This is a genomic window from Tamaricihabitans halophyticus, from assembly GCF_004340875.1.
Classification (GTDB): domain Bacteria; phylum Actinomycetota; class Actinomycetes; order Mycobacteriales; family Pseudonocardiaceae; genus Tamaricihabitans; species Tamaricihabitans halophyticus.
This window is the reverse complement of sequence record NZ_SLXQ01000001.1, coordinates 1,259,105-1,278,051: the sequence shown is the minus strand read 5'-3', so window position 1 is coordinate 1,278,051 and position 18,947 is coordinate 1,259,105. Positions and strand designations below refer to the sequence as shown.

Sequence of the window (18,947 nt, the reverse complement as noted above, 5' to 3'; positions counted from 1 at the left end):
CCAGGCGTTCGATTAGATGGTGGCGCTGAGAAACACGCTGTTGGGGTCCGGCTGGTAGTCGGCGAACGGTGCGCATTCGGTGAAACCGTGTTTGCGGTAGAGCTTGCGGGCGGGCGCGAAGAAGTCCTGGGCTCCGGTTTCCAGGCTTAACCGGACATAGCCGCGCCGTCGTGCTTCGGCGATGATGTGGCGGAGCATTCGCGTAGCGACACCGAGGCCCCGCGCGCTGGGTGTGGTGCGCATCGACTTCATCTCGCCGTGGCTGACCTCGAGGTGTAATAGGGCGCCGCAGCCCAATAGTGTGCCGTTACTCCAGGCGGTCCAGAACGTGCTGTGGTCCTCGCGTAGGCCGTCGATGTCGAGCGCGTGCACGCTTTCCTTGGGCGAGGTGGCCCGCATGTCCCGCAAGTGTTCGAGGAGTAATGCCTGGACCTCGGGGCGAGTAAGGTCGTCCTGCTCGATGTGGACGGTCATGGACTGCATCTGAACAGACTGGCACGGCGATGTTTCACCGATGTTGCGGCTTACCGATGTACTGAAGCGCTTGGTGCGAATGCCCATAGCCCGAACGCGAGTAGCGTGAACCCGCTGAGCACGCCACTGACCAGGGCGATCGGCTCGACGTGGCCGAGCGCGCGGATGGCGAACCCGGCGAGCCCGAGCACGGTCACGATTGCCCCGAGCAGGTGGAACCGGGCGAGTCGGAAGATCACGGCCAGGGCGAAGAAGTGGGTTCCAACGATGAACGCGACCCAGGCGATGCCGAGTTCGGGATAACCCATCTCGCTGATCAGTCGACTGCCGCCGAACAGTGCGACGGCCTCGATAGCAACGATCAGCCAGTACTTCCATCCGAAGGGCGAGCCGCTTGCCGAACGCTCCGCACCATCCGTGCGCGGTTGCCGATAGCTGCGGAAGCTCAGCGCGAGGATCGCCGCGAGCGCGAGGCCCGCGATGACCAACAGTGTCGCCCGAAGTGCACCGGCCAAGGCCGTCGAGTTAATCGCGACGAATACCAACCCGAACACGCCGGCGATCTGAGCGCCGACCTCCCGACCGCGAACCGATGCGGTCGCCTGCCGCTGATTCATAAATTTGACTGTAGTTCACTCTATCCAATAAAGTCCAGACCGGGCTGTGCAGGCGAGCGCTGGGAGGGACGGCGGGATGTCGGATCAATCGACGTCGCGGCGGCAGTACCGCTCGAGCTTGCGTGCGGCACAGGCGAGTCGAACCCGGGCGGCGATCACCGGGGCTGCGCGCGAACTGTTCGAGACGAGCGGGTTCGCTGGAACGACTATCGCCCAGATCGCGAAGCATGCCGGGGTGGCGACCCAGACCGTGTACGCAGCATTCGGTTCGAAAGCCAAGGTTGCCCGCGCCATCGTCGAGCAGATGGAGGAATCCGCCGACGCCGCGCTGTGGCGAGAGCGGATCGCGGCTGAGGACGATCCGCAGAGGATCCTGCGAGCGTTTGCCGAGTGGACCGGAGCGTTCTTCTCCGCGAGCATGCCGCAGCTGCTCATGGCCCGCGAGGTCGCTGCGGAGATGGAAGAGATGGCGGCTGAGGGCAATGCCCGCCGTCGTGCGGGGCTGACTGCACTGATCCAGCGGATCGCGACAACCGGAGCGATCCGGCGTGGTCTGTCCGAAGTCGAGGCAGTGGATCGCGCGTGGATCCTCACCGGTCTGGATACGTATCTCAATGCCACTAGTGGATGCGGTTGGCCGCCGGCTTCGTATGTGAACTGGCTGGCCGACATGCTCGTCCAGCAGCTCCTCGAGCCCGACAGCGCCCAGAACTAGGGCGCAAGTGAGGGCTGATGGCAGTGCCTGTGCTGGGATTGATCGGATGTGCGGCCGGTGGCCTTGAGCAGATCTGCTCGAAGTTCGTTGAGCCGATGCAGGAAAAGGGCTGGCGGGTGGCAGTGACACTTACCCCTACGGCGGCGACGTGGCTTCGGGAGTCGGGCGATATCGCTAGGATTGAGCAGGCGACCGGGTTACCTGTCCGGTACCAGCCTCGGCTGCCCAATGATGACAGCCCTCATCCGCCGGTGGATTGCTACGCTGTTGTGCCAGCGACGTCCAATACGGTCGCGAAACTTGCCTTGGGGATTGCGGATAATCAGGCGCTCACTCAAGTGTGTGAGGCTATTGGGTTCGGTGCACTGCCCATTGTGGTCTTTCCCCGGGTTAATGCAGCGCATGCGAATCAGCCTGCCTGGGACGGCCATATCGCCGCGTTGCGCGATGCTGGCGTGCATATCGTCATGGGTGACGATGTCTGGCCGTTGCACACACCGCGTTCTGCACCTGGTCGCGAGCTGCCGTGGACGGCGATTATCGACACGATCGTGCCGCTGGTTGCCGGGCACGCAAGTGACTTACGACGAACGGAGTAGGCGCGTGGTGTAGCCGGCTGTGATGAGTCGTTGGTAGGCGCGTTGTACGTGGGTGGGGATGTGTTCGTCGGTGTGGGCGTAGTGGGTGAGGCGTTGGGTGTCGCCGACGAGCATGTTGATGACCCGTTCGGTGCCTATCTTCGCGAGGTATTCGGTCATCGGGGTGTGTGCGGCCGAGCAGGAGAGGTCGATGTCGGGCCAGCGGGCGATAGCGGTCGAGCGGGCTCGCCGTTGCTGGTAAGGGCGGCTGAGTAGCAGTGCCGAGTGGACTGTGATGCCGTGTTCGTCAAGTAGGGCGCAGGTGAAGTCGATGTTCTCGCCGGTGTGGGTGGCGCGGGTTTCCAGCAGGATGGCGCTGGCCGGCACGCCGTGCTCGATGGCGATCTCGCGGTAGTGCACGGCTTCGCCGCGCGGGAAAGTGTCGATGGTGGTGGGTGCGTTGGCGCCGGTGAACACGATCAGGGGGAACAGGCCCTGGTGGTAGAGCTCGGCAGCGTAGACAGGCACGCCGGGATCGTGACTGCCGAGTCCGATCGCGATATCCACCGGCTGCAGCGGGTCGTCGATGCGGTGGAAATCCCACAACACCTGGGCATCGGCAAGCACTGCATCAGTTACGACGGGCATGATCATGACTGGTTCATCGGCAGAAAGGTCAAGCTGCGATCTTCCAAAGTGTGTCACGGTGTGGCTATTGCGGCGATGCTTTTGTCGTCGTGGCGTTTGGCTCGGGGTAGGGCTTGTGCCTGGGGGTCGTGGTGGCTCTCCCATTGCTGGCAGTGGTGTAGCAGGCTGGCGAGCTGGCTGTGGTCGGCGCGGGCGTAGCGTGGCCAGTCGGTGAGGCCGAGATGGGTCATGGTGTTGTAGGCGCCGTCGGTGGCGAGGATCAGCCAGGGCACGTGATCGAGCGGATGTGTGCTGATCAGTGCTTGTCTGGCGGCATATGGGTTGGTTTCGGCGATCCAGTAGCCGCCGTCCACATTGCGCAGTGCGGCTTGTTGCTGTTGTAACTCGCGCAGTAGTTCCTTGTGTGTGGTGTCGTAGCCGGTTCCTGCGGCGAGGCGTTCGCGGTAGCGGCGGCGTGGTGCGAGGTTGAGGTGGTCCATCCGGTCGTCGGTCCTGAACTCGCCAGGCAGGATGGCCATGTTGTCGCCCAGCAGCAGAAGCTCTAGCTCGCCGTTGGCTATCCGGGCTATGGTGACCGCGCTGGATGGGGATGTACCCGCGGCGAGGTCGAAATGTGCCGCGGTCGTGCCGATGGCTTCAGCCAGCACTGTTCGCAGTGGTGCGGCAGGTTCGGCGGCTAGATGCTCGCGCATGGTCCGGCCGAGGTGGTCGGCGTACAGGTTCGCGGCCGTGGGCACGGGCAGAAAGGCTGAAGCGCCGTCCAGCATGATCACGGCGTTGGGAGTCGTGAAGATCTTGTCGTCGCTGTCCTCGATTGCGGGGAGCTGTGCGGACGTGACCTGCATGCACCTCACCAGACGTACGGACCGGCGGCTAGCTCGCTTTCGGTGATCGTCTGCCCTTCGTAACATGCCCGGACCGCCAGGGAGAACGAGCTCTTCTTCACCTCACGGTAAATGTCGGCCAGGTAGTGCACAGCACCGAGAGAACCGATCGAGTGCACTCCGGCGATATGCATAATGACTCGACCGCCGATGTTGTGCCGGGCGACGTAGGCGATATCGCTCGGTGCGGGTTGCACCTCATCCGAGCGTGGTGATTACCGCTTGGGCGCCTGCGTCGCCCATCGGGCCGGTCTTGTGTGGCTTGTTGGCATAGCCAAGGATCGCGGTTCGCGCTGCGTGGGCGGCTTCAATATCGGTGAGTGAGTCTCCGATGAGGGTGCATGCTTCCGGCTCAACATCCAGGGCTGTGACAGCTTGGTTGATTAGGTGCGGGTCGGGCTTGAGCAGCGCCACATCGGAGCTGGTGCGGGCGGAGACGTAGTTGATCTGGTGGGCCAGGGCGTGCAGGTCGAGATAGGTGCGAACGGCTTGGGTGCTGTTGTTGCTCACGATGGCCAGCGGTCGGCCGGACTGGTGCCAACTATGGATGAGGTCATGTGCCCCGGGTGTGGGTTCGGCGGTGGTGATGGCTTCGAGCTCGTGTGCGGTGAAGGCGGCTTCGACGTAGCGGGCTTCGGCCTGGCCGAGCGTGGCGGCGTAGCGGAACACGTCGAAGGGGTCACTGGTGGCCCGCACGGCTGCGGGTAGTTGGGCATGTCCTTCGTCGGCGAGCACCACGCGAAGCTGTTCAGCGACAGTATTGGCGGGGATACCGGCGAACACGCTGCATACGGGGCCGTCAAAGTCGAGCAGGAGCGCGTGTGTGCGGGCAAGAAGTTCTTGAGCTGTGCTGCCGTTCATCGTTGGTATTCGTGGGCGACGTTGGTCCACATGCTGTCAAACCACATGCGCGATTGCTCGACGTACTGCGATCCGGTCGAGGTGTCGTCATCGTTGATGGAGTGGTGGAACAGGATGGTGTCTTTGCCCATCAGGTCATAGATGGCCTGAGTATTGCCGCTGGTATAGGACACGACGTGTTCACGAACCGGGTAGTAGCCGAAGAAGGATTCCTCGTTGTTGATCAGGTAGAGCTTGAACAGCGGCGCTGCGGGGTGAACGCGGATCTCTGCGGATGCTTTCTCGACTAGCCCTAGGTTGCCCAGCTCGGTGACCGCATCAACGACGGCAAGGGTGTGGCGGCGCATGATGTCTTCGGCCCGCTGGCGAAACTCGGGGCTGTCGGCGCGGTCTTCGACCGTGCACGGCAGGTTCCAGGGCATCGATGGATCTGGTACGAGTAGCCGCACGCTGATGGATTTCGGTCGTAGTCGACCAATGCGGATCTTGTCGAGCGGTTCGCTGATCGCGCCATGCAGGGTTTCGCCGGAGAATCCCGCGAAGTCGATCGTGACTTCTTCGGCTTCAAAGGCCTGCTCGATGTGCGGACGAAGCCCTACGGGGCGTTCCGTGCGCTCGCGGACGAACACTCCGCTGCCCTGCCGAGAGACAATCAGACCCTCGTCGCGTAGTTCGCGGAGCGCGTTTTGCACGGTCATGGAGGCCACGCCGTAGGTTTTGGCCAGCTCGGCGCGGGACGGCAGCTTGTCACCCGGCGTGAACTTCCTGGTCAGAATCGCCGCGCGAAGGGCGCTTGCTACCTGTACATATGGCGGACGCGGATCATCTGGATCCAGTGCCATTGTCGCCCCTTCTGGCTGGTCAGCAGCCGAGTCAGTTGCTCGACAACAGAAACTGACTCACTCGCATAGTGGCCCTTCATTGAGGGATTACTCCGCAATCTTCCCGCAGGGGTTCGCGCGCTGTCTAGGCGAGCTATCCATCTAGGTCGTTTCCAACTTGGTTGACATGTCTAGTCAGGCTATGTAACATAGCTATGTCAGACACGATAGTCATGGTTCAGCAGGCCCAAGAGGAAGGACCAAACGATGGCAGTCCCACGGGGAACGCGAATCGAAATGCCGCACGACGTGGTGTTTCCGGAAGGTGCGGCAGTGGTCGGGCAGGTGACGCCCGACATGGAATACATCTCGGGGCAAGAGCGGGCGCGCGGTAAGCAGCCGAAACAGAAGGTAGACGACCAGACGGGCCTACCGCAGTGGAAAGTTACGGTGTCCGATCCCTCTGCGGATAAGGATCGCGACAAGTCGGTGACCATTCTGGACAAGGTGCAGCCAGTGCCTCCACCGGCGGCGATTCCGGGTTTCGACTTCCGATCAGTGGTTTTCGACGGGTTGACGGCCGAGCCTCGGGTGTCCGGCCAGGGCGAGTTTAAGTACCTCGCGTGGACCCTTCGGGCTACCGGAATGCGCGAGCCTGCCAGTTCGACACCGCCGAAGTCTTCAGGTGGCAAGTCGACTACCAGCGGCCAGGGCGCGAGTGAGCAGAAGGCTGCGTGATGGTGGCGCGGCCGTCACGGGAGGCGGTCGCCCGGTGGAACGAGGCCTATGCCGAGCAGACTGCCGCTCTGTTTGCTGCGATGCGTGCCGCGTCCGGTGATGTTGCGGCGGTTCGGCGCCTGGCTGGGTCTTACCACTCTCTCGCTGAAGCATGGCGGGTCCTTTCCGCCGATTTGGCCGCGCCGCTGTGGGCGCGACATGCCGCCTCGGTCGCGGCGGAGGAATTCCACCTACGTGCGCATGTCGAGCGCCTTCGAGCAGACGCGATCCGTCAGTAGACAAGGAAAGAGCTGATGAGTTCTAACGCTACTTGGAGTCCGGGTCCGGATGCGGTGGCCGGCATGCGGGTACTGGGGATGGCTTCGGATTCGGCTGGGTTGGTGATCTATCTGCATCCGGACAGTTTGGCGATTACTCCGCCTGCTGATCCGGCCCAGTGGCCGGCTTTCGTGCGGTTGATGCGGGAAATCCGGGATGGCGCGGATGAGCTGGCTAGGTTCATGGACCAGGGCCAACCGTCCTCACGCGACACGTAGAGGGTGCGTCTGATGGGCAACGAGGAGACGTTTCGGCATGCGTTGGTGGCGCAGCTTCCGTTTCAGTCGGGTGGCGGCGCGTGCACGGTGTTGGTGCGTCGGGTGGGCGGGGATGTGCAGTTGCTCTTTCACGCGGTGCTTGACACCACAGCGGTACTGACCAAGAAGCAGGTTGAGGAGTTGGTCGATGCGCTGACCAAGGCTGCCGAGTAGGCGTTGCGGCGAAACCAGGTTTGATGGAAACGGGTTGTCGCGTAACTGAACCTGATGGGACTTCGCCAGAAGGATGAGTCCGGCGATCGTGGAGCCGGTCGACCGGTTCCGGCCGGCTAACGGCACGCGGGCCGTGTCGATCATGAAACAAAAAGCCCGGGTCTATTGTGGATGTCCACTGACCTGGGGCTTTCTAGTTGGAGCGGATGACGGGAATCGAACCCGCGTTCTCAGCTTGGGAAGCTGATGTTCTACCATTGAACTACATCCGCAAGGTGCCCGTAAGCATACACAGCCTGCTCGAGCGCGCCGCGACCCCCATCGAACGCCAGCCTTGACGCCTGTTGGCGGGGTGACAATACTGGCAAGTAGATAGGCTGATGGGGTGAACGCGGATGACCGAAGCCAGCGCGGAGCCGGCAACCACTGCTGAACTGCCCGAACCGCAGATGTTCCGGGACGGCCCACTGCGGCTGGCCAGCATGCTGCTGATGGACGGCAACGCCCGCCCCGATCACGCCCAGGTCGCCCGCCTCCGCGAACTAGCCCAAACCACCGACCCGCTCGCCGACGCCGTAGTCGCCGCCATCCGCGAACTTCCGCCCAAAACCGGGCACGCCATGTTCGAACGCGCGCTCACCGACGGCATCGACGCGATCCCCGAAGCGCCACCCGCGTTTCACGACTTCTTCCGCTCCGTCGAAGCCACCCCGTACTGGCTCGACCGGGGCCAACTCGAGGCGGGCGCACGGGCGATCACCCGCACCGGCCTCTGGGGCCTGTTCCCGCTCGGCGATATGTCGCTGATGGGCGGTTACCTCGCATCGCGCGCCACGAAAACCCTGGTGGGCACCGGCGAGATCGAGTACATGGCCAACCGCCGGCTGGTGGAGACCGCGACCTGGTGGATCGACGTCACCACGCCCGGCGCGCTGGAACCACACGCGCTCGGCTACGTCTCCGCGCTACGCGTCCGCCTGGTACACGCCTACGTCCGCGCGGCCATGCACAAGCGGGACGACTGGGACTACGAATCCTGGGATCAGCCGATCAACCAAGTCCAAACCGTCGGCACCCTGCTGCTGTTCTCCAAGGTCTTCCTGCTCGGCACCCGCGCGCTCGGCATCCGCTACACCGCCAAGGAGCGCGCCGCGATCCTGCACCTCTGGCGCTACGTCGGCTGGCTGATGGGCGTCACCGACGAACTCCTGCCCGTCACCGAAAAGGACTGCTGGCGACTGCTGTGGCTACTCGACGCCACCGAGTTCAGCCCGGACGAGGATTCCCGGCGGTTGGCCACCGCGCTCCTGAAAACCCACGAAGCCGCCGGTAGCCGCTTTGGCCCACTCGCTGGCGTGGTTGGCCAGGCCTCGGTCCGGCTGCACGGCGCGATCAGCCGGCTCACCCTCGGTAAACGGCACGCCGACTTCCTTGGCCTCCCGAACGACCCGCTCGTCCAGGCGACCGTGCTCGGCCTCGCCGCCACCACCTTCGTCACCGAGACCACCCGCCGCTGGTTGCCCGGCGCCACCCGCCTCCAGGAACGGTTCGGCAGCCTCACCAGGCGCCAGTACGTCGAACAGCTGGGCAATCGGTTCAATCCGGACCGCACCTACACCGCGCGGGTGCAATCGGCCGACCGTGCCGCATAGCGCACCCACCCCGGCCAGCTAGGCTGAACCGGTGCTGCTCAGTGACCGTGACCTGCGCAAGGAACTCGATGCCGGCCGGCTGGAACTCGACCCCTTCGAGCCCGCGCTGCTCCAACCATCGAGTATCGACGTCCGGCTGGACCGCTACTTCCGCGTGTTCGACAACACCAAGTACACCCATATCGACCCTGCGCAGCAGCAGGACGAGCTGACCTCACTGGTCGAGCAGACCGGGGACGATCCCTTCGTACTGCACCCCGGCGAATTCGTGCTCGGGTCCACCTTCGAACTCGTCCGGCTACCCGACGACCTCGCCGGCCGCCTGGAAGGCAAGTCCTCGCTCGGCCGGCTCGGCCTGCTCACCCATTCCACCGCAGGGTTCATCGACCCGGGCTTCACCGGGCACATCACCCTCGAACTGTCCAACGTCGCGAACCTGCCGATAACCCTGTGGCCGGGCATGAAGATCGGCCAGCTCTGCCTCTTCCGGCTGACCAGCGCGGCCGAGCACCCATACGGCTCGGCCCAAGCCGGTTCGCGCTACCAGGGCCAGCGTGGCCCGACCCCATCCCGCGCGTACCAGAACTTCTGGCGCGCCGACACACGCCGCTGACCACCCGCGGGCTGCTGGCGTGTGATGCGGGTCAACCGTTCCGGCGAACCGTTGACCTCAAGTAAGATCTAGGTTCTAAGTTCGTGCTCGCACATCGACGAATCGACAGTGAGGGCACGGCAATGGAGTACTCGCACAGCGACACTGAACTGATCAATCAGCCGATCGGCTACTGGAGCTGGGCGGCAAGCGATGCGGTCGTGACCCGCATTCGCGCCGCATTACAAGAAGAGTTCGGCCTCACGCAACCGCAGTGGTGGGTACTCCACCAGGTCGTGCCAAGCGCGCAGGGCAAGACCCGCAAGGAAGTGGCCGCGGTGCTGCGCGGCTACCTAGACATCGGTGCGGAAATCGAGCCAGAGATCGATACGACCGTGCGGCGTGGCTGGCTCATTGAAGACTCGCAGGGCCGCCTTCGCGGCACGGTTGACGGCAGTCAGCTTTACGACGAGGCGGCCAGGTTGCAAGATCGGTTGTGGGCCGAGCGTCATGCGGGCATCTCCGATGAGGAGTATCTGACCACGCTGAAGGTTCTCCAGCGAATGATCCACAATGTCGGTGGCACAGCCTGGCACCATTGATCCGCTCCAGCCGGGCGAGCTGACCTCGCGGCGCGCTAGGGGGCGGTGGCCAGGGCACAGCAACGCTGCGCGGCGGTCGCCACCCCGACGACGAGCACCAGACTCAATACCATCACGGAAAGGACCGGCACGTTCAACATCCGATCCGCGTAATTGGGCTGGGTGAACTGCATCGCGCAACACGCGAGCACCGTGGAGCCGGTACCCAGCCAACCGAGTACTCCGATTGCCCTGGTCACCGGAATGCCGGCGACGCCGACTCGCGGGCCGAAGTAGAGCAGTAAGAACCCGACCAGCGCGCCGCAGGTAGTCGTGACCGCGATCCAGGTCAGCAGATTGTTGAGCAGTACAGCCGGCGCCGGTTGTGGTGTCGGCGGAACAAGGCCGGTCATCCAGAGCAGGTCCCACGCCAGGATCAACACCGGAAAACACAGCGCGATGAACAGCGCGCTGCGCCGGCCATGCCGGGCCGCGATCTCCTCCTGCAACTGGTCGGCAACCTTCCGGGGATCGCCGAACTCAGCGACCGCGCGACGCTCGGCATCCGCCGCGTTCAACCCAGCCTCCTGGTACGCCTCGGTCGCGTCCTCGAGCCCATCCGCGACTTCTTGAAGCAGCTCGGTGCGCAACCGGCGCGGCCCGGTCAACCGTGCCTGGATCGTCGCTACCGTCCGCTGCGCCGTCATGATGTGCCGCCAAGAACGCTGCCCACAACCCCGCTGAAGCGGATCCACTCCGCGCGTTCGGTTTCCAGTGCACGGTTGCCCGCCTTGGTCAGCATGTAGCTGCGCCTGCGTCGCCCGCGCACGGTGTCCCAGTGGCCGGCGATCCAGCCAGCGCGCTCCAGCCGGCGCAGTGCTGGATACACCGTGCCCGTCGGCAGATCCAGGGCTCCGCCGCTACGTACCTGCAGCGCCTCGATGATCCCGTAGCCGTGCAGGGGACCGCTTTCCAGTACCGCGAGCAGCAGGCCATCCAGATGGCCTCGGATCGCGTCGGTGTTCATGCCTAGACAGGCTACTCCTGCTCTCGCGGCTCCTGGTCTCTTACCGGACTGGACAAGGGTTATCTCAGGGTTCTCCCTTATGTATATGTAGACAGTCTGCATATAAAGTCTCGATCATGACGAGTACCGAACCCGTCGCCAAACCGGTGCGGCGGCCGCGTGTTTCGCTGTGGTCGCTGCGCGTTGTCGTGGTGGCGAACAGTGTCGCCGTCCTGGCGCAGCCGGTGCTCGCCGGCGGTTACCTTTCTGGCAACTTCAACTATCTGCGGGTGCACGAATCGGTTGCGCATGCCGTGATCAGTGTCATGTTCGTGCAAGGGATCATCGCGATCGCCTACTGGTTTCCCGGTGGTGGCAGCGTGTTCCCCTTGCTGGCCAGCATCGTGCAGTGGTTTTCGATCGCAATGCAGCTTGGCATGGGCTACAGCCGGCAGCTGGCGGTGCATATTCCGCTCGGCGTCTTCATCGCGTTGCTGAGCTGCTTTCTCGTCTGGTGGGTTTGCCGTCCGGCGGCTGCCCGTGGCCGACGGGAGGCACGTCGATGACTATGTCTCGCCGCCGTTTTCTCGGGGCCGCCGCGGGTGCCGGGGCGGCTTTCGCGCTAGCGGGCTGTGGTCGTGGCGCGGGGTCCGGGCAGACCGCGGACCTGTTAGCCAGCGAACTTCAGCTACCCCAAAGATTTCGTGTGCCGTTGCCGATCCCGAGGGTAGCCAAACCGGCACGGTCGGACGCCACTACGGATTATTACGAGATCACCCAGCGAGTGGCCGATGTGGAGATCGTGCCCGGATACAAAACGCCGGTCTTTGGCTACGACGGTGAGTTTCCCGGCCCGACGATCCGGTCCACCTCGGGCCGGAAAACCGTGGTCACGCACCGAAACGAGCTGCCAGTGCCGACCGTGGTGCATCTGCACGGCGGACACACCCCTGCCGAACACGACGGTTATCCGACCGATCTGGTGTTCCCCAAGGACGGAAACCCCGGCGATTTCGCTGGGCACGGCGACGGCATGCTCGGCGATATTACGCGCGGCAGCCGGACCTACGAGTATCCGATGCGCCAAGCCGCGGCCACGCTCTGGTACCACGACCACCGGATGGACTTCACCGGTCCGCAGGTGTGGCGCGGGCTAGCCGGATTTCATCTGATCCACGACGACGTCGAGGCTGGATTGTCGCTGCCACACGGGGACAGGGATATCCCGCTGATGATCTGCGATCGCGCGTTCGAAGCCGACGGCGCGTTTCGCTACCCCGCGGTCGATCCAACCCTGCGGCATGTTCCCGGCGTGCGCGAGGAGTACATGGAAGGAGTCGCCGGCGATGTGGTGGTGGTCAACGGCGCGCCATGGCCGGAGCTGGAAGTCGACGCCGCCCGGTACCGCTTCCGCTTGCTGAACGCGTCAAATGCCCGTCGTTACCGGCTGTCCCTGGATCCGAATCCGTCCGGCGGGGACGGTTTCGTGCAGATCGCTTCAGACGTGGGATTCCTTGCGCAGCCGCTGCGGCACGACCGGATCGACCTCGCGCCGGCCGAGCGCAGCGAAGTCATTGTGGACTTCTCCAGATACCCGGTCGGTACCGAGATCGTGCTGCGTAACGAACTGGGCAACGGTTCGACGGCCGAGGTAATGCGCTTCGTGGTAGCCCGCAAGGCCGCGGACGACTCCACGATTCCAGAGCGGCTTGTCGAGATCGAACCGTACGACGCGGCGGCCGCGAAGGTGCATCGGGAGTGGTCCTTTACGCGGGGGCGGGTGGGCAATCACGCTGGCTGGACGATCAACGGGAAAGCCTTCGACCCGAACCGGATCGACGCCGAGCCCAAACTCGGTGAGCTGGAGGTGTGGCGCTTCTACAGCGACCTACACCATCCCGTGCACATCCACCTGTCGCCGTTCCAGGTGATCAGCCGGAATGGCCGGGCACCGGGGCCCTACGACGCGGGCTGGAAGGACACAGTGGACATCCCGCCAACCGACTACGTGGAAGTGGCGATCCGCTTTTCCGGATTTACCGGAAAGTACATGATGCACTGCCACAACCTGGAGCATGAGGACATGGCGATGATGAGTGCCTTCGAGACGGTCGACTAGACAGCCACCTTGCGCGGCCGGGAAAGGACGGTGGCGACGGCCAGCACGGCAATCGCCACCGCATACCCCAGCACCAACTCGCCGATCTTGTCGGCGAAGTTACCGCCAAGCGGCGGCAGGATCACCGAGAACACCGCGACTACACCGATCACCGTGTTCCGCCATTTGCCAGGAGCAAGGCAGGCGGCGAGCGGCACGGCCGCCCACAGGATGTACCAGGGTTGCACCACCGGACCGAACACCACGACGACCGCCAGCAGCGCGCCCAACGACGTGACCGATGCGTACCGCCCGCGTAGCTGGTCGACAAGCACCTTGCCGATCCCCGCCACGGCGACAACCATCCCGATCAGCTTGCCAACCTCGATCGCCGGCTGGGTGATGTTCGCGCCGAACAGCATGCCGATCGCGCCGACAAGGAAACCCACCCAGTTCGTCGGCGCCATCCAGCTGTTCACCTCGCCGGAGACGGAAAGTTGGGTGAACAGGTGGAAGCCCAGCCCGCTGCTGAACGCGACGGCCAGCGTGATCAGCGCCAGGCTGGCACACATCGCCAGCCCCGCCAACACGAACCGTCCGAATGTCGCGCCGAAGTGCCGGGCAAGCGCCACCCCGACCACCGCGAGGCCAACCGCGGCCGGCAGCTTCACGTTCACCGCCAGCGCGATCAGCACCACTCCCCCGCACAGCGGCAGCGGCGCGATTCGCTCGCCAATTCCGGAAAGCGCCAGCGCGACCCCGGCCAGCGCCAGGCCAAGCATCAACGCGTCATTGTGGATACCGGCGATGAAATGCCACAGCACCAACGGGTTCAGCACGCCGAGCCAGAGCGCGCCGGGAACCGAAACCCCGGCGCGCGCGGCAAGTTTCGGCACTGCCCATACGATCAACACCAGTCCGGCGACCGCGACCACGCGATGCGCGAGCACCCCGCTGAGCACCGAGCCATCGGTGAGCTCCGCGATCAGCCGCTGGATCGTGCCGAACACCGGGCCATACGGCGAAGCGGTGTCCTGCCAGTACGAGCTCACGTTGCCGGTCAGCTCGTGCGCCGCGCCGAGCCCGTCCAGCGGGCTGACCGTGGCCGGGTTCAACCCGCGCGCGGCAACCTCGCCCTGTGCCAGATAGCTGTGTACGTCCCCGCTGAACAGCGGCGGCGCGACCAGTAACGGCGCGCCCCACAAGGCAAGCGTCCCGCGCAGCCAGCCCGCGGACAGCTCAGCGAGAAAACGGGCCAGCCGCAGCCAGGCGAGCACGACCAAGCCCATCCCGGAGACCGCGACGGCCAGCGGCGCCGCAGCGCCTTCGGTCAACCAGCCCAGCACGGCGTCCGTGCGCACCCCGAACTGGTCCGCCCCATCGGCCAAAGTGGACAGGGTGACCAGCAGTACGCCGGCCAACCCAAGCCAGCGAAACACCGTCGCGCCGACTGGTACCTGGACCACCCGCACGCCGATCAGGACTTGCCGCGCTTGACCGCATCCAGCAGCAACTGGGACACGTCGACCACGCCAACACCGTCCGCCTGGCCCTCGTTCTCCCGCTGCGTTACCCCGTCGGTGAGCATCACCCGGCAGAACGGGCAACCGGTGGCGATCTTGGACGGCGCGGTGCCCAGCGCCTCGTCCACCCGATCCACATTGATCCGCTTACCGATGCGCTCTTCCATCCACATCCGCGCGCCACCCGCGCCACAGCACATCGAGCGATCCGCATGCCGGGGCATCTCCCGGAAACTCGCCCCGGTCGCGCCGATCAGCTCGCGCGGCGGTTCGTATACCTGGTTGTGCCGACCCAGGTAGCACGGGTCGTGATAGGTGACGTCCTCGGCAATCGGGGCCACCGGGACCAGCAGCTTCTCCCGCACCAGCCGGTTCAGCAACTGGGTGTGGTGCACCACCTCGTACTGCCCGCCCAGCTGCGGGTACTCGTTGGCCAGCGAGTTGAAGCAATGCGCACAGGTCGCCACGATCTTGCGCTTGTTTGGCTCGCGTCCCTCGAAGACGCTGTTCAGTACCTCGACGTTCTGCTGCGCGAGCATCTGGAAGATGAACTCGTTGCCGGCACGCCGTGCCGGATCGCCGGTGCAGGTTTCCTCCGGGCCCAGCACCGTGTACTTGACGCCGGCGATCTGCAGCAGTTCCGCGACGGCCTTGGTGGTCTTCTTCGCGCGGTCCTCGAAGGCGCCCGCGCAGCCAACCCAGAACAGGTACTCCACGTCCTCGCCGAGTTCGCCGTCGAAAACCGGAACCTCGAAGTCCAGCTCCTCAGTCCACTGCAGACGGTCCTTCGCGTTCTGGCCCCACGGATTGCCCTTGTTCTCCAGGTTCTTGAACATCCCGCCAAGCTCGGTTGGGAAGTTCGACTCGATGAGCACCTGGTAGCGGCGCATGTTGACGATATGGTCCACATGCTCGATGTCCACGGGGCACTGTTCGACGCAGGCACCGCAGCTGGTGCAGGACCAGAGCACTTCGGGATCAATAACCCCACCCGATTCGGCATCGCCGATCAGCGGGCGCTCGGACTCGGCAAGCGCGAGCACATCGATGTTCGCGTGCGGGTCGCCGCCCTCGGCGGCGGTCAGGCCGACCTCATCGCCGGCCATATCCCGTTTCCCGCCGGCGAGCAGGTACGGCGCCTTGGTGTAGGCATGCTCGCGCAGCTGGGTGATGAGCAGCTTCGGGGAGAGTGGCTTACCGGTGTTCCACGCGGGACACTGCGACTGGCAGCGACCGCATTCGGTGCAGGTGGTGAAATCCAGCCAGCCCTTCCAGCTGAAGTCCTCCACCTGGCCAACGCCGAAGACGTCCTTGTCCGGATCGGCCTCCTCGAAGTCCAGCTCCTTGCCGCCGCTCATCATCGGCGGCACCGCGCCGAGTGCGGGGGCCGCGCCGACCTCGCGCTTGAAGAAGATGTTCGGGAACGCGGTGAATCGGTGCCAGGCGACACCCATATTGATGTTCCGCGCCAGCACGATCACCCAGACCATCGCGCTGAGCACCTTGAAGAAGGCGAAGATCACGATGCCCGCCTCGCTGGCCGGCAGCGCGCCGCCGAGCAGGTGCGTCACCGGAGCGGCCCAGACCGGCACATCGAGCAGGTCGGTGGACTGCTTGAAGGCACGCAATCCGACGATGCCGACGCCTTCCAGTACCACGACCGCTTCGACGAAGTAGGCCTGCCAGAAGTTCGAACCAGCGAACCGGGACTGGCGGTCGGCCCGGCGTGGATGGTTCAGCTGCCGGATCACGATCAGCACCAGGCCGGCGATGATGGTGGCCCACCCGAGGAACTCGACCAGCAGGTTGTACAGCGACCAGGTGCCGATCAGCGGCAGGTGGAAGGTCGGCGAGAAGACCTCGAAGTAGGCCTCGAGCACGCTCAGCGCGAGGCCGAGGAAACCGATCATCACCAGCCAGTGCGCGATGCCCACATGGGTGAGCTTGAGCATCTTGGTGTGCCCGAAGATCTCCCGGAACATATTGGCCAGCCGAGCGCCTGGCGGCTTACCTCGGCTGGTGTCTGGCTGCCCGAGTTTGATCGAGCGCACCATCCGCTGGACAGTCCGCGTCACCATTGCGACGGCGACGGCGGTGAGCGCGAGGCTCAGTACGCCAAGGGTTAGCTGCAGAGCGACCATGCTCGGGCCCTTCGGTCTCAGGCGTGCAATCCGGGAACGGTGTCCGGGAGCGTACTTGTGCTTACCGATCAGTAGTCCATAAGCACGCCCTAAGTCCCCCGGATGTGGTGCATACCTCGCCATTTTATGGGACGATCGTCCAGGTAGTTTTGCGTTGCGCTGGGCTGGGTTGTCGATTGGTGGGGTTCAATGGGCGCGTACTTGTTACTGGCGGTGGCCATCTGCGGTGAGGTGCTCGGGACCACCTCACTGAAGCTTTCGGAGAACTTCTCCAAGCTGTGGCCAACGGTGTTCGTCATCGTCGGTTACGGCATCGCGTTCACCACGCTGGCCAGGGTGCTGACGATGGGTATTCCGATGGGCGTGGCCTATGCGATCTGGGCGGCCGCGGGCGTCGCGCTGGTGGCGATCATCGGTGTGGTGTTCTTCGGTGAGGGCATCAACCTGGCCATGATCGCCGGGCTGGTGCTGGTGATCGCCGGTGTCGTACTACTGGAGATGGGCCGTACGGCGCACTGAGCGGCGAACCGAAACAGGCTAGGGAGGCTGCGCTGAAACGGGTTGACGGGCGCAAGGCGCGCGGCGAGCGCCGCCGTACCGAGATCATCAACGCCACGTTGCGGGTGGTGGAACGCGATGGTGTGGCCGGCGTATCGCACCGCACGGTGGCCCAGGAGGCGGATATTCCCACCGCCTCCACCACGTATCACTTCGCCAACCTGGACGACCTGCTGATCGCCACGCTGATCAGCTGCGCGCAGGACATGGCGACCGAGGTCTACTGGATGATCGACCGCGCCCGCTCCAGGGAGGGGCTGCGGCGTGCCGGCGAGGGCGGGCCGAGCGCGGCCGACGAGGTGTCCGGGCTGCTCGCCGAAGCGCTCGGGCCACAACGTGGTCGCACGATGGCCGAGTACGAGCTGTACCTGCTGGCCGCTCGCCGGCCGGAGCTGCGACCGGCCGCGCGCCGCTGGTTGGACGTGCTCACCTCGATGGTCCGGCATGACGACGAGGTGGCCTTCCGGGTGTTTCTCGCGGGCATCGACGGGCTGCTGATGCAGGGGTTGATCGATGACGAGCCGCCGACTGCCGCGGAGCTGCGGCCGGTGGTGGAGTACCTGCTGAAGCCGCGCTGAACGCCTCGCGCGGCGGGCGTGTTTGGGCATACCGTACGGGTACCCCGAACTGACCTTGAGGAGGCGCCGATGAAGATCGACATCGACTTCGACCGTTGTGAAAGCCACGGTCTGTGCGCATTGACCGCGCCGGAAGTGTTCTGGATCGACGACGACGGCTACACGCAGTTCGTACCCGAGCCACCGGAGTCCGAGCGGGACGCGGTGGAACAGGCCATCGACGGCTGCCCGATGCAGGCCATCAAGATGCTCTAGCGAACCGCGGTACCTTAAGGAACGTGGTCACACGCAGTCACCGGGGGTGGCGGGGGTCCGCAGTAGCCGGGAGAAGCGCGCGGCGCCCGCCCTCGCCGTCTGCTCCAGCCGCCACCGCTGGCTGGCGAAGTCCTGCACTGGCACGGAGAAGGCCACGGCGCCGGCCACCTCGTCGTTCGCGTCCAACACCGGCGCGCTGACGCAGGCCAGTTCGCGCTGGAACTCCTCGATTTCCAGCGCCACGCCCGCCTTCGTCACGTGCTCCAGCTCGTCGTCAAGTTCGGGCGCGCGTACGGTCGTGCGCCCGGTCAGCCTGGGCAGACCGGCGCCAACCAGATAGTCCTTACGCGCTCGCGGCGGCAGCGCGGCGAGCATCACCTTGCCGAAGGCCGTCGCGTGCGCCGCCTCATGAAAGCCGAAGTTCAGCGGCTCGGCGCGCGGATGCTCCGGGGAATCGGCGACCGCGGCCACCACAATCTCGGTATCCCGGAACACCGTGTAGTAAGCGGCGGCGCCGGCCCTGCGGTGCAGCGCGGCCAGTTCGCTCTGCAATCTGGGAGCCACGTCCAGCTCGGCGCACAGCTGCTGGTAAAGCCCGCCGACCTTGTACCCGAGCCCGAAACCCCTACCGTGCCCAAGCCGGATCAGGTAACCCTCGTGCACCAAGGTGTTCAGCAGGTGATACGTGGTGGACAGCTTGAATCCAGCGCGCCGCGCCACCGCTTTCGCGGCGATCCCGTCCCCCGCCGAGGCGACTACCTCGAGCACCTGCAGGGCGCGCTGTGCCGAACCGATCAACCCACTCGGCTCCTCCGTCACGACGCACCTCCCGGCAAGTGTCCCCAGTCACATGCGCCTTCCACAATACGTGCGCTCGT

25 protein-coding genes and 1 tRNA gene are annotated in these 18,947 nt (G+C 64.8%); 13 read left to right on the top strand and 13 right to left on the bottom strand.

Annotation, left to right across the window (positions count from 1 at the left end; all coding sequences use genetic code 11):
* Positions 1 to 12 precede the first annotated feature (12 nt).
* Together EV191_RS06180 and EV191_RS06175 are read right to left on the bottom strand one after the other, a co-directional pair.
* Positions 13 to 483 carry a GNAT family N-acetyltransferase gene (locus tag EV191_RS06180; RefSeq protein ID WP_207894399.1) on the bottom strand — a complete coding sequence of 157 codons (471 nt, stop codon included), beginning with the start codon at positions 481 to 483 and terminating at the stop codon, positions 13 to 15.
* Positions 484 to 524: 41 nt separating this feature from the next.
* Positions 525 to 1,091, bottom strand: coding sequence for a hypothetical protein (locus EV191_RS06175; protein WP_132875783.1), 567 nt, complete (start codon positions 1,089 to 1,091; stop codon positions 525 to 527).
* A 76-nt stretch (positions 1,092 to 1,167) separates the two neighbouring features.
* Here EV191_RS06175 and EV191_RS06170 point away from each other — a divergent pair, with 76 nt between their 5' ends.
* Both EV191_RS06170 and EV191_RS06165 read left to right on the top strand, forming a co-directional pair.
* Positions 1,168 to 1,806 carry a TetR/AcrR family transcriptional regulator gene (locus EV191_RS06170; RefSeq protein ID WP_132875782.1) on the top strand — a complete coding sequence of 213 codons (639 nt, stop codon included), beginning with the start codon at positions 1,168 to 1,170 and terminating at the stop codon, positions 1,804 to 1,806.
* A gap of 17 nt (positions 1,807 to 1,823) precedes the next feature.
* Positions 1,824 to 2,405: a flavoprotein gene (locus EV191_RS06165; protein ID WP_132875781.1), complete on the top strand. Its 582-nt coding sequence runs from the start codon at positions 1,824 to 1,826 to the stop codon at positions 2,403 to 2,405.
* Here the strand turns inward: EV191_RS06165 and EV191_RS06160 are convergent.
* The 5 genes from EV191_RS06160 to EV191_RS06140 are packed head-to-tail and all read right to left on the bottom strand — an operon-like array spanning position 2,388 to position 5,619.
* Complete coding sequence (locus EV191_RS06160) at positions 2,388 to 3,032, bottom strand: YdcF family protein (RefSeq protein WP_424565426.1); 645 nt, start codon at positions 3,030 to 3,032, stop codon at positions 2,388 to 2,390. The genes EV191_RS06165 and EV191_RS06160 overlap by 18 nt on opposite strands.
* A 53-nt stretch (positions 3,033 to 3,085) precedes the next feature.
* Positions 3,086 to 3,877 (bottom strand): hypothetical protein, encoded by a 792-nt coding sequence (locus EV191_RS06155; RefSeq protein ID WP_132875779.1) that lies wholly within the window; start codon positions 3,875 to 3,877, stop codon positions 3,086 to 3,088.
* 5 nt (positions 3,878 to 3,882) lie between these two features.
* Entirely contained in the window at positions 3,883 to 4,113 is a 231-nt protein-coding gene (locus EV191_RS06150) for a hypothetical protein (RefSeq protein ID WP_132875778.1), read from the bottom strand.
* Between the two features lies 1 nt (position 4,114).
* Positions 4,115 to 4,777, bottom strand: coding sequence for an HAD family hydrolase (locus tag EV191_RS06145; protein WP_132875777.1), 663 nt, complete (start codon positions 4,775 to 4,777; stop codon positions 4,115 to 4,117).
* Entirely contained in the window at positions 4,774 to 5,619 is an 846-nt protein-coding gene (locus EV191_RS06140) for a GntR family transcriptional regulator (RefSeq protein WP_132875776.1), read from the bottom strand. Before EV191_RS06140 ends, EV191_RS06145 begins: the two co-directional genes overlap by 4 nt.
* 276 nt (positions 5,620 to 5,895) lie before the next feature.
* Between EV191_RS06140 and EV191_RS06135 the strand changes: the two genes are divergently transcribed.
* The 3 genes from EV191_RS06135 (at position 5,896) to EV191_RS06120 (ending at position 7,085) form a co-directional block, all read left to right on the top strand.
* On the top strand, positions 5,896 to 6,336 hold the full coding sequence (locus tag EV191_RS06135) for a hypothetical protein (RefSeq protein WP_243658769.1): 441 nt from the start codon (positions 5,896 to 5,898) through the stop codon (positions 6,334 to 6,336).
* A gap of 293 nt (positions 6,337 to 6,629) precedes the next feature.
* Positions 6,630 to 6,872 (top strand): hypothetical protein, encoded by a 243-nt coding sequence (locus tag EV191_RS06125; protein WP_132875774.1) that lies wholly within the window; start codon positions 6,630 to 6,632, stop codon positions 6,870 to 6,872.
* 12 nt (positions 6,873 to 6,884) lie between these two features.
* Entirely contained in the window at positions 6,885 to 7,085 is a 201-nt protein-coding gene (locus tag EV191_RS06120; RefSeq protein WP_132875773.1) for a hypothetical protein, read from the top strand.
* A 198-nt stretch (positions 7,086 to 7,283) separates the two neighbouring features.
* Here the strand turns inward: EV191_RS06120 and EV191_RS06115 are convergent.
* Positions 7,284 to 7,357: transfer RNA gene (locus tag EV191_RS06115), tRNA-Gly, on the bottom strand.
* Positions 7,358 to 7,480: 123 nt separating this feature from the next.
* Between EV191_RS06115 and EV191_RS06110 the strand changes: the two genes are divergently transcribed.
* The 3 genes from EV191_RS06110 (at position 7,481) to EV191_RS06100 (ending at position 9,931) form a co-directional block, all read left to right on the top strand.
* A complete protein-coding gene (locus tag EV191_RS06110) occupies positions 7,481 to 8,737 on the top strand; it encodes an oxygenase MpaB family protein (protein WP_132875772.1) in 1,257 nt (418 codons plus the stop codon).
* 31 nt (positions 8,738 to 8,768) lie between these two features.
* Positions 8,769 to 9,350: a dCTP deaminase gene (gene dcd, locus EV191_RS06105; protein WP_132875771.1), complete on the top strand. Its 582-nt coding sequence runs from the start codon at positions 8,769 to 8,771 to the stop codon at positions 9,348 to 9,350.
* Between the two features lie 83 nt (positions 9,351 to 9,433).
* Complete coding sequence (locus tag EV191_RS06100) at positions 9,434 to 9,931, top strand: MarR family transcriptional regulator (RefSeq protein ID WP_243658768.1); 498 nt, start codon at positions 9,434 to 9,436, stop codon at positions 9,929 to 9,931.
* Between the two features lie 35 nt (positions 9,932 to 9,966).
* On the opposite strand, the gene EV191_RS30325 is transcribed toward EV191_RS06100, so the two are convergent.
* A complete protein-coding gene (locus EV191_RS30325) occupies positions 9,967 to 10,617 on the bottom strand; it encodes a permease prefix domain 1-containing protein (RefSeq protein ID WP_207894398.1) in 651 nt (216 codons plus the stop codon).
* Positions 10,614 to 10,937: a helix-turn-helix transcriptional regulator gene (locus tag EV191_RS06090; RefSeq protein ID WP_132875770.1), complete on the bottom strand. Its 324-nt coding sequence runs from the start codon at positions 10,935 to 10,937 to the stop codon at positions 10,614 to 10,616. The genes EV191_RS30325 and EV191_RS06090 overlap by 4 nt, the downstream gene beginning before the upstream one ends.
* A gap of 116 nt (positions 10,938 to 11,053) precedes the next feature.
* On the opposite strand from EV191_RS06090, the gene EV191_RS06085 reads away from it, so the two are divergent.
* Both EV191_RS06085 and EV191_RS06080 read left to right on the top strand, forming a co-directional pair.
* Positions 11,054 to 11,482, top strand: a complete 429-nt coding sequence (locus EV191_RS06085) for a hypothetical protein (RefSeq protein WP_132875769.1) — start codon at positions 11,054 to 11,056, stop codon at positions 11,480 to 11,482.
* Positions 11,479 to 13,035: a multicopper oxidase family protein gene (locus EV191_RS06080; RefSeq protein WP_132875768.1), complete on the top strand. Its 1,557-nt coding sequence runs from the start codon at positions 11,479 to 11,481 to the stop codon at positions 13,033 to 13,035. Before EV191_RS06085 ends, EV191_RS06080 begins: the two co-directional genes overlap by 4 nt.
* Here EV191_RS06080 and mptB read toward each other — a convergent pair.
* Both mptB and EV191_RS06070 read right to left on the bottom strand, forming a co-directional pair.
* The gene (gene mptB / locus EV191_RS06075; RefSeq protein ID WP_243658767.1) at positions 13,032 to 14,480 is read right to left on the bottom strand and encodes a polyprenol phosphomannose-dependent alpha 1,6 mannosyltransferase MptB; all 1,449 of its coding nucleotides are present in this window, start codon (positions 14,478 to 14,480) and stop codon (positions 13,032 to 13,034) included. The two genes, EV191_RS06080 and mptB, sit on opposite strands and share 4 nt — an antisense overlap.
* 11 nt (positions 14,481 to 14,491) lie before the next feature.
* Positions 14,492 to 16,678 (bottom strand): (Fe-S)-binding protein, encoded by a 2,187-nt coding sequence (locus EV191_RS06070; protein WP_132875767.1) that lies wholly within the window; start codon positions 16,676 to 16,678, stop codon positions 14,492 to 14,494.
* A gap of 189 nt (positions 16,679 to 16,867) precedes the next feature.
* On the opposite strand from EV191_RS06070, the gene EV191_RS06065 reads away from it, so the two are divergent.
* The 3 genes from EV191_RS06065 (at position 16,868) to EV191_RS06055 (ending at position 18,069) form a co-directional block, all read left to right on the top strand.
* Positions 16,868 to 17,197, top strand: a complete 330-nt coding sequence (locus EV191_RS06065) for a DMT family transporter (RefSeq protein WP_132875766.1) — start codon at positions 16,868 to 16,870, stop codon at positions 17,195 to 17,197.
* Positions 17,198 to 17,229: 32 nt separating this feature from the next.
* Entirely contained in the window at positions 17,230 to 17,814 is a 585-nt protein-coding gene (locus tag EV191_RS06060; RefSeq protein WP_132875765.1) for a TetR/AcrR family transcriptional regulator, read from the top strand.
* Between the two features lie 69 nt (positions 17,815 to 17,883).
* Positions 17,884 to 18,069 (top strand): ferredoxin, encoded by a 186-nt coding sequence (locus EV191_RS06055; RefSeq protein ID WP_132875764.1) that lies wholly within the window; start codon positions 17,884 to 17,886, stop codon positions 18,067 to 18,069.
* A 27-nt stretch (positions 18,070 to 18,096) separates the two neighbouring features.
* On the opposite strand, the gene EV191_RS06050 is transcribed toward EV191_RS06055, so the two are convergent.
* Positions 18,097 to 18,888: an IclR family transcriptional regulator gene (locus EV191_RS06050; RefSeq protein WP_132875763.1), complete on the bottom strand. Its 792-nt coding sequence runs from the start codon at positions 18,886 to 18,888 to the stop codon at positions 18,097 to 18,099.
* Between the last annotated feature and the right edge of the window lie 59 nt (positions 18,889 to 18,947).

What these genes read in the sequence shown, in the direction of transcription:
- EV191_RS06165 (WP_132875781.1), top strand. Translation starts at nt 1,824, where the DNA reads ATGGCAGTGCCTGTGCTGGGATTGATCGGATGTGCGGCCGGTGGCCTT.
- EV191_RS06110 (WP_132875772.1), top strand. Translation starts at nt 7,481, where the DNA reads ATGACCGAAGCCAGCGCGGAGCCGGCAACCACTGCTGAACTGCCCGAA.
- EV191_RS06145 (WP_132875777.1), bottom strand. Translation starts at nt 4,777, where the DNA reads ATGAACGGCAGCACAGCTCAAGAACTTCTTGCCCGCACACACGCGCTC.
- EV191_RS06170 (WP_132875782.1), top strand. Translation starts at nt 1,168, where the DNA reads ATGTCGGATCAATCGACGTCGCGGCGGCAGTACCGCTCGAGCTTGCGT.
- EV191_RS06180 (WP_207894399.1), bottom strand. Translation starts at nt 483, where the DNA reads ATGCAGTCCATGACCGTCCACATCGAGCAGGACGACCTTACTCGCCCC.
- EV191_RS06090 (WP_132875770.1), bottom strand. Translation starts at nt 10,937, where the DNA reads ATGAACACCGACGCGATCCGAGGCCATCTGGATGGCCTGCTGCTCGCG.
- EV191_RS06070 (WP_132875767.1), bottom strand. Translation starts at nt 16,678, where the DNA reads ATGGTCGCTCTGCAGCTAACCCTTGGCGTACTGAGCCTCGCGCTCACC.
- EV191_RS06085 (WP_132875769.1), top strand. Translation starts at nt 11,054, where the DNA reads ATGACGAGTACCGAACCCGTCGCCAAACCGGTGCGGCGGCCGCGTGTT.
- EV191_RS06140 (WP_132875776.1), bottom strand. Translation starts at nt 5,619, where the DNA reads ATGGCACTGGATCCAGATGATCCGCGTCCGCCATATGTACAGGTAGCA.
- EV191_RS30325 (WP_207894398.1), bottom strand. Translation starts at nt 10,617, where the DNA reads ATGACGGCGCAGCGGACGGTAGCGACGATCCAGGCACGGTTGACCGGG.
- EV191_RS06080 (WP_132875768.1), top strand. Translation starts at nt 11,479, where the DNA reads ATGACTATGTCTCGCCGCCGTTTTCTCGGGGCCGCCGCGGGTGCCGGG.
- EV191_RS06135 (WP_243658769.1), top strand. Translation starts at nt 5,896, where the DNA reads ATGCCGCACGACGTGGTGTTTCCGGAAGGTGCGGCAGTGGTCGGGCAG.
- EV191_RS06065 (WP_132875766.1), top strand. Translation starts at nt 16,868, where the DNA reads ATGGGCGCGTACTTGTTACTGGCGGTGGCCATCTGCGGTGAGGTGCTC.
- EV191_RS06155 (WP_132875779.1), bottom strand. Translation starts at nt 3,877, where the DNA reads ATGCAGGTCACGTCCGCACAGCTCCCCGCAATCGAGGACAGCGACGAC.
- EV191_RS06175 (WP_132875783.1), bottom strand. Translation starts at nt 1,091, where the DNA reads ATGAATCAGCGGCAGGCGACCGCATCGGTTCGCGGTCGGGAGGTCGGC.
- EV191_RS06055 (WP_132875764.1), top strand. Translation starts at nt 17,884, where the DNA reads ATGAAGATCGACATCGACTTCGACCGTTGTGAAAGCCACGGTCTGTGC.
- EV191_RS06160 (WP_424565426.1), bottom strand. Translation starts at nt 3,032, where the DNA reads ATGCCCGTCGTAACTGATGCAGTGCTTGCCGATGCCCAGGTGTTGTGG.
- EV191_RS06125 (WP_132875774.1), top strand. Translation starts at nt 6,630, where the DNA reads ATGAGTTCTAACGCTACTTGGAGTCCGGGTCCGGATGCGGTGGCCGGC.
- EV191_RS06120 (WP_132875773.1), top strand. Translation starts at nt 6,885, where the DNA reads ATGGGCAACGAGGAGACGTTTCGGCATGCGTTGGTGGCGCAGCTTCCG.